At 65.6% G+C, this 14301-nt stretch carries 14 protein-coding genes; 9 read left to right on the top strand and 5 right to left on the bottom strand.

Going from position 1 to position 14301, the window contains the following annotated elements:
* The first annotated feature begins 3 nt into the window (after positions 1 to 3).
* The gene (locus tag RH950_RS20565; protein ID WP_350059623.1) at positions 4 to 1617 is read left to right on the top strand and encodes an AMP-binding protein; all 1614 of its coding nucleotides are present in this window, start codon (positions 4 to 6) and stop codon (positions 1615 to 1617) included.
* 40 nt (positions 1618 to 1657) lie between these two features.
* On the opposite strand, the gene RH950_RS20560 is transcribed toward RH950_RS20565, so the two are convergent.
* From RH950_RS20560 to RH950_RS20540, 5 genes are read right to left on the bottom strand one after another with little or no spacing between them, the layout of a single operon-like run.
* The gene (locus RH950_RS20560; protein WP_350059717.1) at positions 1658 to 2044 is read right to left on the bottom strand and encodes a nuclear transport factor 2 family protein; all 387 of its coding nucleotides are present in this window, start codon (positions 2042 to 2044) and stop codon (positions 1658 to 1660) included.
* 5 nt (positions 2045 to 2049) lie between these two features.
* Positions 2050 to 2949 carry an NAD-dependent epimerase/dehydratase family protein gene (locus RH950_RS20555; RefSeq protein WP_350059622.1) on the bottom strand — a complete coding sequence of 300 codons (900 nt, stop codon included), beginning with the start codon at positions 2947 to 2949 and terminating at the stop codon, positions 2050 to 2052.
* Positions 2946 to 3656 carry a hypothetical protein gene (locus RH950_RS20550; protein WP_350059621.1) on the bottom strand — a complete coding sequence of 237 codons (711 nt, stop codon included), beginning with the start codon at positions 3654 to 3656 and terminating at the stop codon, positions 2946 to 2948. Before RH950_RS20550 ends, RH950_RS20555 begins: the two co-directional genes overlap by 4 nt.
* Positions 3657 to 3698: 42 nt before the next feature.
* The gene (locus tag RH950_RS20545; protein WP_350059620.1) at positions 3699 to 4502 is read right to left on the bottom strand and encodes a sugar phosphate isomerase/epimerase family protein; all 804 of its coding nucleotides are present in this window, start codon (positions 4500 to 4502) and stop codon (positions 3699 to 3701) included.
* Positions 4502 to 5350, bottom strand: coding sequence for an IclR family transcriptional regulator (locus RH950_RS20540; RefSeq protein WP_350059619.1), 849 nt, complete (start codon positions 5348 to 5350; stop codon positions 4502 to 4504). Before RH950_RS20540 ends, RH950_RS20545 begins: the two co-directional genes overlap by 1 nt.
* Before the next feature lie 166 nt (positions 5351 to 5516).
* Here RH950_RS20540 and RH950_RS20535 point away from each other — a divergent pair, with 166 nt between their 5' ends.
* The 8 genes from RH950_RS20535 (at position 5517) to RH950_RS20500 (ending at position 14297) form a co-directional block, all read left to right on the top strand.
* Positions 5517 to 7244: an FAD-dependent oxidoreductase gene (locus RH950_RS20535; protein WP_350059618.1), complete on the top strand. Its 1728-nt coding sequence runs from the start codon at positions 5517 to 5519 to the stop codon at positions 7242 to 7244.
* A gap of 154 nt (positions 7245 to 7398) precedes the next feature.
* Entirely contained in the window at positions 7399 to 8439 is a 1041-nt protein-coding gene (locus tag RH950_RS20530; RefSeq protein ID WP_350059617.1) for a TRAP transporter substrate-binding protein, read from the top strand.
* A gap of 70 nt (positions 8440 to 8509) precedes the next feature.
* Positions 8510 to 9091 carry a TRAP transporter small permease gene (locus RH950_RS20525; RefSeq protein WP_350059616.1) on the top strand — a complete coding sequence of 194 codons (582 nt, stop codon included), beginning with the start codon at positions 8510 to 8512 and terminating at the stop codon, positions 9089 to 9091.
* Positions 9088 to 10401, top strand: coding sequence for a TRAP transporter large permease (locus tag RH950_RS20520; protein ID WP_350059615.1), 1314 nt, complete (start codon positions 9088 to 9090; stop codon positions 10399 to 10401). Before RH950_RS20525 ends, RH950_RS20520 begins: the two co-directional genes overlap by 4 nt.
* A 46-nt stretch (positions 10402 to 10447) precedes the next feature.
* A complete protein-coding gene (locus tag RH950_RS20515; protein ID WP_350059614.1) occupies positions 10448 to 11212 on the top strand; it encodes an SDR family NAD(P)-dependent oxidoreductase in 765 nt (254 codons plus the stop codon).
* Between the two features lie 9 nt (positions 11213 to 11221).
* Complete coding sequence (locus tag RH950_RS20510; protein WP_350059613.1) at positions 11222 to 11998, top strand: crotonase/enoyl-CoA hydratase family protein; 777 nt, start codon at positions 11222 to 11224, stop codon at positions 11996 to 11998.
* Positions 11995 to 12483 carry a MarR family winged helix-turn-helix transcriptional regulator gene (locus RH950_RS20505; RefSeq protein ID WP_350059612.1) on the top strand — a complete coding sequence of 163 codons (489 nt, stop codon included), beginning with the start codon at positions 11995 to 11997 and terminating at the stop codon, positions 12481 to 12483. The genes RH950_RS20510 and RH950_RS20505 overlap by 4 nt, the downstream gene beginning before the upstream one ends.
* Positions 12480 to 14297, top strand: coding sequence for a feruloyl-CoA synthase (locus RH950_RS20500; protein ID WP_350059611.1), 1818 nt, complete (start codon positions 12480 to 12482; stop codon positions 14295 to 14297). The genes RH950_RS20505 and RH950_RS20500 overlap by 4 nt, the downstream gene beginning before the upstream one ends.
* Positions 14298 to 14301 lie beyond the last annotated feature (4 nt).

Raw genomic sequence — 14301 nt, 5'->3', positions numbered from 1 at the left:
GCGATGCTGGGACCGAGCGGACATGTCGACAGTTTCACCCGGGACAATCTGCCGCCGCAGGCGATGCAGCCGGACTTTCTGCTCGAGGATTTTCCCTATCCCGAATTCCTGAATGTCGGCAAGGCACTGACCGACGACATGGTGGCCAAGGGGTTCGGCGACAATGTCGCCCTGATCGGCAATGGCCGCCAGCGCACCTACAAGGAACTCACAGACTGGACCAACCGGCTGGCCCATGCCCTGGTCGAGGATTACGGAGTGCAGCCCGGCAACCGGGTACTGATCCGCGCCGCCAACAACCCGGCCCTCGTCGCCTGCTGGATCGCCGCCACCAAGGCGGGCGCGGTGGTCGTCAACACCATGCCGATGCTGCGCGCGGGTGAGCTGTCCGCCATCGTCGACAAGGCCGAAATCTCCCTCGCGCTCTGCGATACAAGGCTGATGGACGAGCTGGTCGCCTGCGGCAAGCAGAGCCGGTTTCTCAAGGCGGTCATCGGTTTCGACGGCACCGCCAACCATGATGCGGAGCTCGACCGGGCGGCCCTCGGCAAGCCGGTGCGTTTCGAGACGGTGCGGACCGGCCGGGACGATGTCGCACTGCTCGGCTTCACGTCGGGCACCACCGGGGCGCCGAAGGCGACCATGCATTTCCACCGTGATCTGCTGATGGTTGCCGACGGCTATGCCCGCGAGGTGCTCCAGGTGACGCCCGACGATGTTTTCGTCGGCTCGCCGCCGCTCGCCTTCACCTTCGGCCTGGGCGGCCTGGCGATTTTCCCGCTCCGCTTCGGGGCGACGGCGACGCTGCTGGAGAACGCGGCGCCGCCGAACATGATCGAGATCATCGAGACCCACAGGGCGACGGTCTGCTTCACGGCGCCGACCGCCTACCGGGTCATGCTCCGGGCCATGGAGGAGGGCGCGGATCTCTCGTCCCTGCGCTGCGCCGTGTCCGCCGGTGAGACCCTGCCGGCGCCGGTCTTCGAGGAGTGGATGGAGAAGACCGGCAAGCCGATGCTGGACGGGATCGGCTCGACGGAGCTGCTGCATATCTTCATCTCCAATCGTTTCGGCGACGCCCGGCCGGCCTGCACCGGCAAGCCGGTCTCCGGCTATGAGGCGATGGTGGTGGATGTGGATATGCAGGAGGTGCCGCGCGGCACCCCCGGCCGGCTCGCCGTCAAGGGGCCGACCGGTTGCCGCTATCTCGCCGACGACCGGCAGGGGGCCTATGTCCGGAATGGCTGGAACATCACCGGCGACACCTTCGTGCAGGACGAGGACGGCTATTTCCACTTCGCCGCCCGCAACGACGACATGATCGTCTCCTCCGGCTACAACATCGCCGGTCCCGAGGTCGAGGCGGCCCTGCTCGCCCACCCGCATGTCGCCGAATGCGCCGTGATCGGCGCGCCCGACGAGGCGCGCGGCCAGATCGTCGAGGCGCATGTGGTGCTGGCGGACGGCGTGGAAGTGTCCGATGCCGAGGCGGAGGTGCTGAAGACGCATGTGAAGACCATGATCGCGCCCTACAAATATCCGCGCTCGGTGGTGTTCACCGAGGCATTGCCGAAGACGCAGACAGGCAAGATCCAGCGTTTCCGCTTGAAGAAGTGACCGGAAGACCGGTTCGGCAGCTGTTTCACCCGTACGGCCGTCAGGCCTCGCGGGTGAGGGTGTTCTCTCCGGCCATGTAGACGGCAACCGTGTCGAACCTTCCGTTCTTGATGGTGAAGAAATTGCAGTTCGATTTCTGGACCAGCGTTCCGTCATGCAGCGTGTTGACGACCCGGAACCGGGCGGCGATGGCGCCGCCCTCCGGGTCGCAGACATAGTGGAAACTGTCATGCAGGACGGCTTTGTGGCAGCTCCACAGCTGCCGCATCATCCCGCCGATCTCGGCATGGCCGGTCAGGGCCACGCCATGGGTTTCGACGGAGAACCGGCAATCCTCCGTCAGGGTGGCAAGCACCTGCTCCAGATCCTCGCCGTCCACGGCCGAGAAATAGCGCTGAACCAGGGCGATTTGCCCGTCGCGTATCATGCCGGTCACGCGTTTCGTCCGGGCCGATAATGCGCGATGGTCTGCGCGATGCCGTCCTTCAGGGATGTGCGCGGCAGCGGGCCAAGCAGATCCTCGGTCGGAGTAGGCTCCATGTCTGGCGGAATCGGCAGGAGGGGGCCGTCCCAGTCAATTCTTGCGCCCGGCACCTGATTGTGGATCGCCTCGACGAGGGCGCTGACATCGGCCCGCTCGCCGGACAGGGTAATGACATGGGCGCCCTCGAACGGCTTCAGGGCCGCTGCCTCGCAGAGCGCCGCCACATCGTCGACGAAGATCAGGTCGGCTTCGCCGGAATAGCCAATCGTGTAGGGCCGTCCTGCCGCCGCCTCGCGGCAGGCCAGCGACGGACCGGCGGAAATGCCTGTTTCCCGGGCCGGGCCGTACACGATGGCCGGGCGGAAACCGATGCTGGAAACGCCGGATTCGATCCAGTAGGCCCGGGCACAGCCCTCGCAGGCCAGCTTGTAGGCGCCGTAATGGGTGATCGGGCTGAGATCCGCGCAATCGTCCGGCGCCAGGGCCGAAGCGCTGCTGGCATAGGCGATGCCGCGCATGTCTTCCGCCTTCGCCGCCTCGAACACGTTCAGCGTGCCGATCAGGTTGACCTGCGCGCCGAGCACCGGATTGGCGGCGCAGTCCGGGGTCAGCAGGGCGGCGAGGTGAACCGCGAAATCGCAGCCCCGCGCCGCGTCCCGGACCCTCGCCGTGTCGGCAATGTCGCCGGTCACCCAGTCGATGCCGTCAGCCGCGTCGCCGATGATTTCCCGCAGGATGGAGCGGTCTTGCTTGCGGTCGAACACCCGGGCGTCGATGCCGCGCGCGTTCAGCCGTTTGATGAGCCAGGCGCCGAGAAACCCGCCGCCGCCCGTGATCAGGACTTTCATTGTGCCGCTCCCGCACCGGCCATATCGGCTGCGGTCAGCTGATAGGCGAGGTTGTAGACGATGGTCTGCGGGCTGCTGACGCCGATGCCGCTTGCGGCGATGACAGCCTGGAATTCGGGGACGGAAGCCTCGAGTTCCGGCGCGCCGCTACCCTCGACCAGCACGACGACGTCGAATTCCTTCTCCGCCATGCCGGGGCGCAGTTCGGTCTCCCTGGTCTTCACACCGGAGACTTCGGTCCGGGCGAGGCCGATATGCACGCCGCAGGCGCCGGTGACCGCGAGCAGGGCATCGGCGAGGGCTTGCGCGCCGGCCTGTACCTTCTCCGGTCCGCCCGTATCCGCAAAATCGAGCCGGATGGTGGCCATTGCACCGCCGTCACCGACGCCGCTGGAGGCGATCCGGTCGCAGGCCACACGGAGGAAATTGCGGAAGGTCGGTTGCACCTTGTTGGACCAGTCGGTCGGATTGTTCAGCCGTTCGAGATAGGCCGGTGAGCGGAACACCTCGACGTTCTCACCGCCATAGACCGTGCCGTAGCGGTAGCGCGGCACATCGTGATTGATCAGCCGCTTGCCGATGGTGAAGCCCGGGATCGACAGCCGCTCGGGCATATGCTCCCGGGTGTGCCATTCCATGTATTCGGTCTGGGATGGCGGGGCGATGTCGTGCCATAGCGCCAGAAAGGCGCTTCCGGTCAAAGCCATGATGTTTCACTCCCTCGGTTTATTGTTTTGCTGTTCCTGCCATCAGTCGCCGAGCAGGGTCTTCGTTGCTTCCAATGCGCGCCGCGCGACCTCGGAGGCGCCAACGGATGCCGCCAAGGCATGGTTCGGAACCTCGACGCTGACCGTCATGTCCTTCGGCACCAGCGCGGCGATGGAGGCGAGATCGATGCCGCCCTCTCCGGGGATCATCCGCACGGTCCGGGCGATCCTGATCAACTCAGCGTCCGACGGGTCATAGGGCACGGGACCGTCGCAGATCTGCACATAGTTCATCAGGCTTGGCGGCAGATCCGCAAACTCTTCCAGGGTTGAGCCGCAGCGGTCGAAATGCAGGCTGTCGAACAGCACGGCGGCGGAGGGATGATCGGCGGTCTCGACCATGCGTCTTGCATGCGCCAGATCCTTCACGCCGGTCCAGGGCATGAATTCGAGATCGGCGGTCAGACGGTAGGTGCCGAGGCGGGCGCAGAGCGCACTGTAGGTGTCCTGGCTCCGGACCGGGTCCGGATCGTCGACGGCGACCAGAACGTGCCGCGCGCCGAGAGCGGCGATCCGGTCGAGAAAGGGCGTGAAGTCCGCGATCGTCGTTTCTGCGCCCAGGCGGATCATCTCCGCGTCGGCCATGCTGACCCCGGTGTCCCGGAGTGCGGCTTTCACCTCGCGCAGCAGCGTGTCGTCTTCAAGCAACGGATAGAGTGTGTCGCCCGGCCCCGCCGGCAGCAGGCGGAAGCTCACCATGTCATAGCCGTGTTCCGCAGCGATGGTGACGGCCGTGACCGGATCGACGCCGTTGCCGGTCAGGTAGCCGAGGGAATAGGCGCGCATCAGCCGGACTTCCCCGACATGGCGCTGTGCCGCTCCGGTGTTCCGCTGTCCGTGCGGCCGAGCCGCCCGAAGAAGTGCGAGGCCTCGGCGGCGGCGGAAAGCTCGATGGCTGCTTCGGTCAGCACCGGCGCCAGGGCTGCGACACGCTCCCGGTCGAGCCGGACGGAGGGGCCGGCAATCGAGAGGCAGCCGACCACGGGGCCGCCGGGGCCGGACTGCACCGGCACTGCCATGGCGGCCATGCCGATCATGTAGCTGTTGACGGTAAGCGCATACCCCTTGCCGCGGGTCTCATTCAAGGCGGCGAGCAGAGCCTTCAGGGTCGCCGGCGCTCCGGGTCCCGGCTCAAACTCGGTCGGCCGCAGCCCCTGCCGGCGGACCAGTTCCAGAGCCTCCTTGTCGCTCATGCTGGCAAGCCAGGCCTGTCCGCCGGCGGTGCTGGCGAGATGCACCGCGACGCCCTGCTCGCGCCCCGGGTCGTAGCGCAGGCCACCGGTCGCGCCCTGTGCGACAGCGACCCATACCAGCCGGTCTCCGTCGATGACGGAAAGCCGGATCAGCTCGGCACTGGTGGATGCCAGCCGGTCGAGGATCGGCTGGGCGATGTCGGCCACCCCGGAGCGGCCGAGAAAGCTGAGGCCGAGGGCGGAGAGTTTGACGCTGAGCAGATAGTCGCCCTGGTCCCGGACCTGCCGGACATAACCGAGCCGGGCCAGCTCTTTCAGTTGCCGGTGGACGCCGGAGACAGGCATGTCGAGCGTGGCGGCGATCCTGCTCACCGGCAGGCCGGTCGGATGCGTGACCATCAGCTCCAGGATGCGGAGACCGCGCTCAAGAGCGCTGCTCACGACTGATCTCCGTTCAATGGATCTCTCCGGTCAGCGGGGGCGGTGGAGGTAGATTAAAGCGGTAAAGATAGAAAATGGAAAGAGTTTCTAATTTTGAATCATGTTTTGAGTCGAGAACTTCTATGATCGGCCCGTGGCCCACTCTCCAGCAGGAAGATCGCGCTCAATGACCGACCTGGAATTCGCGGACGCAGAACATCAATCGACCGAGTGGGACGTGATCGTGCTCGGTGGCGGGGCCGCCGGGATGGCGGCGGCAATCTTCGCCGCGCTGGAAGGCGCGCGGACAGTTCTGGTCGAGCGCTCGGCCCATGTCGGCGGCACCTCGGCGCTGTCCGCAGGCACCGTCTGGATTCCGAATACCCGGCATGCCGCGACGGTTGGCGCAGAGGACAGCCCGGAGCAGGCGGCCGCGTTTCTCGATGCCGCCGTGGGCAACAGGGCACCGAAGGCGATGCGGGACACGTTCCTGCGCGTCGGGCCGGAAGCGGTCCGCTGTCTGGAAGAAAAAACGGCGGTGCGGTTTCGCGCCCGGCCCTTCCATCCGGATTATCTCTTTGAGCTGGAAGGCTCGGCTGCCGGTGGCCGCGCGCTGGAAGCGCTGCCATTCGATGGCGGAACGCTCGGGAAGGCTCTGGTGCTGTTGCGGCCGCCGATCCCGGAATTCACGATCCTGGACGGGATGATGGTCGACCGGGACGATATCGGCCATCTGCTGAAGATGACCCGATCCCTGAAATCCCTGGCCCACGGCCTGCGCCTGATTGCCGGGTACGCGCTGGACCGGCTGCGCCATGGGCGCGGCGCCCGGCTTGTCATGGGGAATGCCCTGACAGGCCGGTTGCTGAAGACCCTGCAGGATCTTGGCGTGACGATCCTGATGGAAGCCGAGGTTACCGGTATCTCGGCCGACGCGGGCTCTTCGAGCGTGACGGTCCGTACCGGAGACCGGGAGATGCGCCTGCAGGCGTCGGGCGGGGTCATCCTCGCATCCGGCGGCTTTGCCCGCCATCCGGAGCGGCGCCGGGAGATGCTGCCCGAACCGCTGCCGGAATTCAGCCCGGCGGCCCCCGGCAATACCGGCGCGCTGCATGATATCGCGCTCAGGCTCGGTGCCCGGTATGGGGAGGGTGCGGAGCAGCCGGTATTCTGGGCGCCGGTGTCGCGCCACCAGCGCAGGGACGGCAGCATGGCGGTGTTCCCGCATTTCGTTCTCGACCGGTCCAAGCCCGGCATTTTCTCGGTCGGCCGGGACGGACGGCGCTTCGTCAATGAAAGCCGCTCCTATCATGAGTTCGTGGTGGCGATGTATGCCGCGAATCGAGGCGGCGCGACCATCCCGGCTTACCAGATCACGGACGCTGACGGGCTCAGGAAATACGGGCTCGGCATGGTCCGGCCGGGCGGACGGGGACTGGCGCCGTTCCTCGCCGACGGATATCTGGTGAAAGCGGACACATTGTCGGAATTGGCGGAGAAACTGGGCATCGATGGTGCCGGCCTTGCCGACACCGTTGCGCGCATGAACCACTTTGCCGAAACCGGCATCGATCTCGATTTAGGCCGGGGCACGACAGTCTATGAGCGGGCCAACGGTGATCCTTCCCACTGCCCTAATCCAACTCTCGGCCCGGTTCGGACTCCGCCCTTTTATGCCATCCGGCTCTGGCCGGGGGATATTGGCGCGGCCACCGGGCTGCTGACCGACACCGACGCGCGCCTGGTCGATGCGGACGGCCAGCCTATCCCGGGATTCTATGCCTGCGGCAACGACATGCAATCGGTCATGGGCGGGGTCTATCCAGCACCGGGCATCAATCTCGGTCCGGCCATCGCCTTTGCCTATATTGCCGGGAGGCATGCGGCGAGACGCGCCTTTTCGGGGAATTTATAAATTTTCAGAAAACGGATAGGCTGTGCCGGTCCATGCTCTGCCGGTCTGATGACGGCGCATGAGAGTAGTTACGAGATAAAATAGTTATGTTATATAATTAATCGGAAGAGAGGCGCAAAGCCTCCGCCGACATCGGTCATTTGGGGAGGAAACCATGACCTTAATTCGCGTAAGCCTGACACGGGCGGCCACGGCGCTTGCCGTGCTTGCCCTCAGCGTGGGCGTCTCCGCCGCGGCGGAAGTGACCCTGCGCATGCACCAGTTCCTGCCGGCGCAGGCCAATGTCCCGAAAAACGTCCTGTATGTCTGGGCAGACAAGGTCGAGGCGGAGTCCGGCGGCCGCATCGAGATCCAGCGCTTTCCGGCCATGCAGCTCGGCGGCAAGCCGCCGGAGCTGATCGACCAGGCCATCGACGGTATCGCCGACATCATCTGGACCGTTTCCGGCTATACGCCCGGTCGCTTTGCGAAGACCGAGGTCTTCGAGTTGCCCTTCACCATGACCAATGCGGAAGCCACCTCGCGCGCCTATTGGGAGCTTGCCGAGGAAACCATGATGGACAGCGACTTCAGTGCCTTCAAGGTGCTGGGGCTCTGGGTGCATGGACCCGGATTGATCCATTCCAAGGCGCCGATCAGCTCCGTCGCAGACCTGAACGGGGTCAAGCTGCGGGCGCCGACGCGGGTGACCAACATGCTGTTCGCCGCGCTCGGCGCCACGCCCATCGGCATGCCGGTCCCGGCCGTGCCGGAAGCGCTTTCCAAGGGGGTGATCGACGCCACCGTGATTCCATGGGAGGTGACCGGTGCGCTGCGCGTGCCCGAGCTGGTGCAGAACCACACCAGCTTCGGCGATGCCTCGCTCTATACCACCACCTTCATCTTCGCCATGAACAAGGACCGGTACAGCGCGCTTCCGGACGATCTGAAAGCCGTCATCGACAGGAATTCCGGCATCGAGTTCTCCGCCTTCGCGGGTGCCCAGATGCAGCGGGATGACGGCCCGGCCCGGCAGGCGGCGATCGAGAAGGGGAACAATCTCATCGATCTGACCCCGGCGCAGACGGCCGAGTGGCGCAAGGCCGGTGAGGCTGTGACCGAAAGCTGGATCAAGGAGATGGACGGCAAGGGGCTCGACGGTACCGGGCTCAGGGCCAAGGCCATCGCCCTGATCAAGAAACACACGGCACAATAGCCGCGTTGCCCCGGGCCGCTTTACCGGTCCGGGGCGCTCCTCCCGCCTTTCCAACTCCGGAGTTGAAACCATGGCTGCCCTCGTGACACGGCTGGCACGGTTCATGGCCTTGCTCGGCGGTGCTGTTCTGCTGGCGCTGATCGCCATCACCTGCATCAGCGTGCTGGGCCGGGGGCTCAATACGCTCGGCCACAGTGTGCTGCTGAACGATGTGGCGCCCGGGCTCGCGGAAGCGCTTCTGGCCAGCGGCGTTGCCGCATTGACGGGGGATTTCGAAATCGTCGAGGCCGGGATCGCCTTCGCGGTTTTTGCCTTCCTGCCGATCTGCCAGCTCAGCGCCGGACATGCCACGGTGGATATTTTCACCGACCAGCTTCCGGCAACGGTGAACCGCGTGCTCGTCGCCGTCTGGGAGGTTGCCCTGACACTGGTGGTTCTGCTGATCGCCTGGCGCCTGTTCGACGGGCTCCAGGGCAAATATAGGAACGGGGAGACCACTTTCCTTCTGCAGTTTCCTGTCTGGTGGGCATATGCCGCGAGTTTCGCGGCGTCGGTCATTGCCGGCGTGATCGCGCTCTACGCGGCCGGGGTCAGGGTTGCCGGGCTGTTGACCGGGCGGAACGACCTCACGTCGGGGAGCATGCAGCAGTGAGCCCGCTCGAACTCGGTTTCTGGTCCTTTCCTGTCCTTCTTGTCATGATTTTCCTGCGCGTGCCGATCGGCCTCGCCATGTTCCTGTGCGGCATCGGCGGGCTGTATTTCTCCACCGGCGGCAGCGCCATGTTCATGGCCAAGCTGAAGTCGGAGACCTATTCGACCTTCTCCAGCTATTCGCTGACCATCATCCCGATGTTCCTGCTGATGGGCCAGTTCGCCACCCTGTCCGGCATGTCCACCGCCCTGTTCAAGGCGGCGGAAAGCTGGCTCGGCCATCGCCGCGGCGGCGTCGCCATGGCGGCGGTCGGGGCCTGTGCCGGGTTCGGCGCGATCTGCGGCTCCTCGCTGGCGACCGCGGCCACCATGAGCAAGGTCGCCCTGCCGGAGCTGAGGCGCTACGGCTATTCCGGCGGCTTCTCGACCGCGACGCTGGCCGCCGGCGGCACCCTCGGCATCCTCATTCCGCCCTCCGTGATCCTGGTGATCTACGCCATCCTGACCGAGCAGAATATCGCCAAGCTGTTCGCGGCCGCCTTCATTCCCGGCCTGCTGGCGGCGGCGGGGTACATGATCACGATCTCGCTCTATGTCCGGCGCCATCCGGACGCGGCGGGCACCCGGGAGCCCATTCCCTATGCCGAACGGTTCAGCGCGCTGGTCGATGTCTGGCCGGTGCTGCTGGTCTTCGGCCTCGTCGTCGGCGGCATCTATCTCGGCTGGTTCACGCCGACGGAGGGCGCGGCGGTCGGTGCGGCGGGCACGGGGGCCATCGCGCTCATCCGGCGCGCCCTGAGCTGGAGCCGTTTGCAGGAAAGCATCATCGCCACCGCACAGAATACCGCGATGATCTTCTTCATCATCCTCGGCGCCGCGCTCTATAACGGTTTCCTCGCCCTCAGCCAGGTGCCGCAGGAGCTCTCGGCCTGGGTCGTCGGCCAGGGTTTCAGCGCCTGGACCGTGCTGACCCTGATCCTGCTGTTCTATCTCGTCTTCGGCTGCCTGATGGACAGCCTGTCGATGATCCTGCTGACCATCCCGATCTTCTTTCCGGTGGTCAGCCTGCTCGATTTCGGCATGAGCCCGGAACATATGGCGATCTGGTTCGGCATTCTGGTGCTGATCGTGGTCGAGGTCGGGCTGATTACCCCGCCGGTGGGGATGAATCTCTTCATTATCAACGTGATGGACCGGGAAACGCCGATCAGCGAGACCTACAGGGCGGTGCTCTGGTTCGTCACTTCCGACATTGTCCGCGTGGTGCTTCTGGTGCTGTTCCCGTCCATCACGCTGTTCCTTCTTTACTGAGCGGAGCGAAAGCGATGCGCACACTCAATCGACATGGATTCACATCATGCTGATCAAAGGCAATACGGCACTTGTGACGGGCGGCGGCAGTGGCCTTGGCGCGGCGACGGCCCGTCATCTGGCCGCGCAGGGGGCAAAGGTCGCCATTCTCGACTTCGATGCGGAACGGGCAGAAGCAGTCGCCGCAGAGATTGGCGGTCTGTTCCGTCGGGTCGATGTCAGCGAGGCGGACGCGGTCGGTGCCGCAATCGACAGCATTGCCGAAGAACTGGACGCCGCCCCGCGCATTGTCGTGAACTGCGCCGGGATCGGCACGGCCGCGCGTATCGTCGGCCGCGAGGGCAAGCTTTCCATCGACGTCTTCGAGCGCACGCTGCGGGTCAACCTGTTCGGCACCTACAATGTGATGAGCCACGCCGCCCGGCACATCGCCGAACTGCCGGTGCTGGAAGGCGGCGAGCGCGGGGTGATCGTCAACACGTCCTCAGTGGCATTTGAGGATGGCCAGCTTGGCCAGGCGGCTTATGCCGCGTCGAAAGGGGCGATTGCCTCGCTCTGCCTGCCGGCGGCGCGGGAATTCGCCCAGTTCGGCGTCCGTGTCGTCGCCATCGCACCCGGCCTGTTCCAGACCCCGATGATGCAGGGCCTGCCGGAAGAGGTGGCAAAGAAGATCGCCGAAAACATCCCGTTCCCGGCCCGCCTCGGCGCGCCGGAGGAATATGCCCTGCTCGCCGGGCAGATCGTCGAAAATCCCTATCTGAACGGCACGACCATCCGCCTCGACGGCGCGGTCCGGCTGCCGAAGCGCTGAGGTATCCCCATGAGCGACCCTGTTCTGACTATTGAAGCGCGTGGCGAGATTGCCGTCCTGAGCATGAACCGGCCGGACAAGCGCAATGCGATGTGCGACGCGCTGCTGCAGGCGATTGACGCCTTTTTCCTTGCGCCGCCGCCGGAGATCAAGGCGGTGGTTCTGACTGGAGCTGGGGGGCATTTCTGCTCCGGTCTCGATCTCAGCGAGCATGTGGCCCGGGACGCGGAAGGGACGATGCGGCATTCCCGCAGCTGGCACGCGGTGATGGACCGTATCCAGTTCGGCGGTCTGCCCGTGGTCTCTGCACTGTCCGGCGCGGTGATCGGCGGCGGGCTCGAGCTCGCCACCGCGACCCATGTCCGGCTGGCGGAGCCCTCGACCATCTTCCAGCTTCCCGAAGGGCGGCGCGGTATCTTCGTCGGTGGCGGCGCCAGCGTCCGGGTCGGGCGCATTCTCGGTGCCGACCGGATGATCGAGATGATGCTGACCGGCCGGCGTTATTCGGCGGAAGAGGGGCTGGCCCTCGGGCTGACCCATTATGCGGTGGGCGAGGGCGAGGCTTTGGGACAGGCGCTGGATCTGGCGGCGAAAATCGCCTCGAACGCGCCGCTGTCAAATTACATCATGATCCAGGCACTGAGCCGGATCGAGGACATGTCCAAGGCGGACGGGCTGTTCACCGAAAGCCTGTGCGCGGCCCTGACCCAGACCAGCCCGGACGCGGTGGAGGGGCTGGCCGCGTTCCTCGAGAAGCGGATGCCTAAATTCGGCGGCGCGGCATGACGGCGCCAGCAGAGAAGGCCGGCACGGTCCCGTCCGCCGACGGCGGGGCGTCCGACATCCTGCTGCAGCGCTTCCTCGGCTACCGGATGAAGCGGGCCTTCAATGTCGTCCAGGCGGACCTGGCGGAGACATTGCGCCCGTTCGATCTCCGGATGACCTCCTACACCGCCCTGGTGCTGATCATGGACAATCCGGGGCTCAGCCAGTCCCAGCTTGCCGCGGTGATGGATATCGAACGGCCGAATCTCGTCGTGCTGGTGGACGCGCTGGAAGGCCGGGATCTGATCGTCCGCGAGCGGGTGCCGACCGACCGGCGGACCTATGCCCTCAACGTCACACTGGCGGGGCGGCGGCTCTGCGAGAAGGCGATGGCGGCGGTCGAGCGACACGAGGAGCAGATGTTCCGCGGACTCTCACCGGAAATGCGGGCGATTGTCGCCGAAGCGATGGTGATCATCCGGCAGGCGGGAGGACAGGCGGGATGAAGCGCACTTCCAGTTTCCGCCCCCACCGCACCGAACGGGAGGATCGTCCCGATGGCAGCATCATCCTGCGCTCGGCCTATCCGCTCGGCCCGGTGGTGGAACGCACCGGAGACTGGCTGCATCGCTGGGCCGCCGAAGCGCCGGACCGGGTCTTCCTCGCCGAGCGCAGCGGCGCCGGGTGGCGGGAAGAGTCTTTTGCCGTCGTGCTGGAAAAGGTCCGGGCCCTGGCGGCGGCGCTGCTGGCGCGCGGCATGGGACCGGAAACACCGATCATCGTGCTGTCCGGTGCCGGTGTGGATCATGGCCTGCTCGCCCTGGCCGGGCAATATATCGGCGCGCCGATTGTTCCCGTGGCGGAGCAATATTCCCTGGTCCACGGCGCCCATATCCGGCTCCGCCATGCGGTCGAGCTGGTCCGGCCGCGCATGGCCTATGTCGTTGACGCGGGTCAATATGCCGAAGCCTTGGCGCTGGACATGTTCGACGGCATCGAGATTGTTGCCAGCCGAACCGGGGGAAGGAGCGATATCACGGCTTTTGACGATCTGCTGAAGGCGCGGGCCGGGACGGAGGTCGATGCGGCCTTTGCCGCCGTCACGCCGGATACGGTCGGCAAGATCCTGATGACCTCGGGTTCGACCTCGGAGCCGAAGGGGGTGCTCACCACCCACCGGATGATGTGCGCGAACCAGACCCAGATCGCCGACGCCCTGCCGTTCCTGCGCGAGCGGCCGCCGCGGATCACCGACTGGCTGCCCTGGAACCATGTCTTCGGTGGCTCGCACAATTTCAACATGATGCTGGCCAATGGCGGCAGTCTCTATATCGATGACGGCAAGCCGGTGAAGGGGTTGTTCGACCGCACGGTCGAAAACCTTTCGCTGATGCCGGGGACGCTTTCCTTCAACGTGCCGGTCGGCTTTTCCATGCTTGTCTCCGCGCTGACGGACGACAAGGCACTGCGTCGGCGCTTCTTCGAGGGGCTGGATCTGATCTTCTATGCCGGGGCGTCCCTGCCGCAGGAGGTCTGGGAGGGGCTTGAACGCATGGCCTTCGAGGTCAAGGGCGAGATCCCGCTGATCACCTCGTCCTGGGGCCTGACGGAGACCGCGCCCGCAGCGCTGATGCAGATGGAGCCGACGGAACGCTCCGGCGTCGTCGGCGTGCCGTTGAACGGGGTGACGGTGAAGCTGGTTCCGGATCCGGATATGCGCTGCGAGGTCAGGGTCAAGGGGCCGAACATCATGCCCGGCTATTTCGAGGCACCGGAGAAGACCCGGGAGGCGTTCGACGCGGAAGGCTTCCTGATCACCGGGGATGCGATGATTTTCGTCGACCCCGAGGATTTAAACCGGGGTCTGCGGTTCGATGGCCGGATCTCGGAGGATTTCAAGCTGCTGACCGGGACCTGGGTCCGGGCCGCCCAGCTCAGGCTCGATCTATTGTCCTGCCTCGCGCCACTCGCGGCCGACCTTGTGGTGACCGGTGCCGACCGGGGCGAGATCGGGGTGATGATCTTCCCCAATCTCGCCGAGCTGGAGCGTGAGGGCTACGCCCTGGACGAGGCGGACGGCGCGCTGACCGACAGGCTGCTGCTTGGCGATATCCACCGCCGGCTTGCCGTCCGGGACCGGGAATTTTCCGGCAGCTCGACACGTGTCAGCCGGGCCATCGTGCTGGCTGAACCCGCTTCGATGCCGGAGGCGGAGATGACCGCCAAGGGCAACCTCAATTTCCGCCGTGTCCTGCAGCGCCGGTCCGCGCTTCTTGAGCGGCTCTATTCCGACGGCGACGCAGCCGTGACGACACTCTGAAGGA

This window comes from Nisaea sp. (genome assembly GCF_040217065.1).
Lineage (GTDB): Bacteria > Pseudomonadota > Alphaproteobacteria > Thalassobaculales > Thalassobaculaceae > Nisaea.
This window is presented reverse-complemented; position numbering and strand designations above follow the sequence as displayed.

Coding starts and splice junctions, on each gene's coding strand:
- RH950_RS20515 (WP_350059614.1), top strand. CDS start 10,448: ATGCTGATCAAAGGCAATACGGCACTTGTGACGGGCGGCGGCAGTGGC.
- RH950_RS20565 (WP_350059623.1), top strand. CDS start 4: ATGCTGGGACCGAGCGGACATGTCGACAGTTTCACCCGGGACAATCTG.
- RH950_RS20500 (WP_350059611.1), top strand. CDS start 12,480: ATGAAGCGCACTTCCAGTTTCCGCCCCCACCGCACCGAACGGGAGGAT.
- RH950_RS20530 (WP_350059617.1), top strand. CDS start 7,399: ATGACCTTAATTCGCGTAAGCCTGACACGGGCGGCCACGGCGCTTGCC.
- RH950_RS20505 (WP_350059612.1), top strand. CDS start 11,995: ATGACGGCGCCAGCAGAGAAGGCCGGCACGGTCCCGTCCGCCGACGGC.
- RH950_RS20535 (WP_350059618.1), top strand. CDS start 5,517: ATGACCGACCTGGAATTCGCGGACGCAGAACATCAATCGACCGAGTGG.
- RH950_RS20560 (WP_350059717.1), bottom strand. CDS start 2,044: ATGATACGCGACGGGCAAATCGCCCTGGTTCAGCGCTATTTCTCGGCC.
- RH950_RS20510 (WP_350059613.1), top strand. CDS start 11,222: ATGAGCGACCCTGTTCTGACTATTGAAGCGCGTGGCGAGATTGCCGTC.
- RH950_RS20555 (WP_350059622.1), bottom strand. CDS start 2,949: ATGAAAGTCCTGATCACGGGCGGCGGCGGGTTTCTCGGCGCCTGGCTC.
- RH950_RS20545 (WP_350059620.1), bottom strand. CDS start 4,502: ATGCGCGCCTATTCCCTCGGCTACCTGACCGGCAACGGCGTCGATCCG.
- RH950_RS20550 (WP_350059621.1), bottom strand. CDS start 3,656: ATGGCTTTGACCGGAAGCGCCTTTCTGGCGCTATGGCACGACATCGCC.
- RH950_RS20525 (WP_350059616.1), top strand. CDS start 8,510: ATGGCTGCCCTCGTGACACGGCTGGCACGGTTCATGGCCTTGCTCGGC.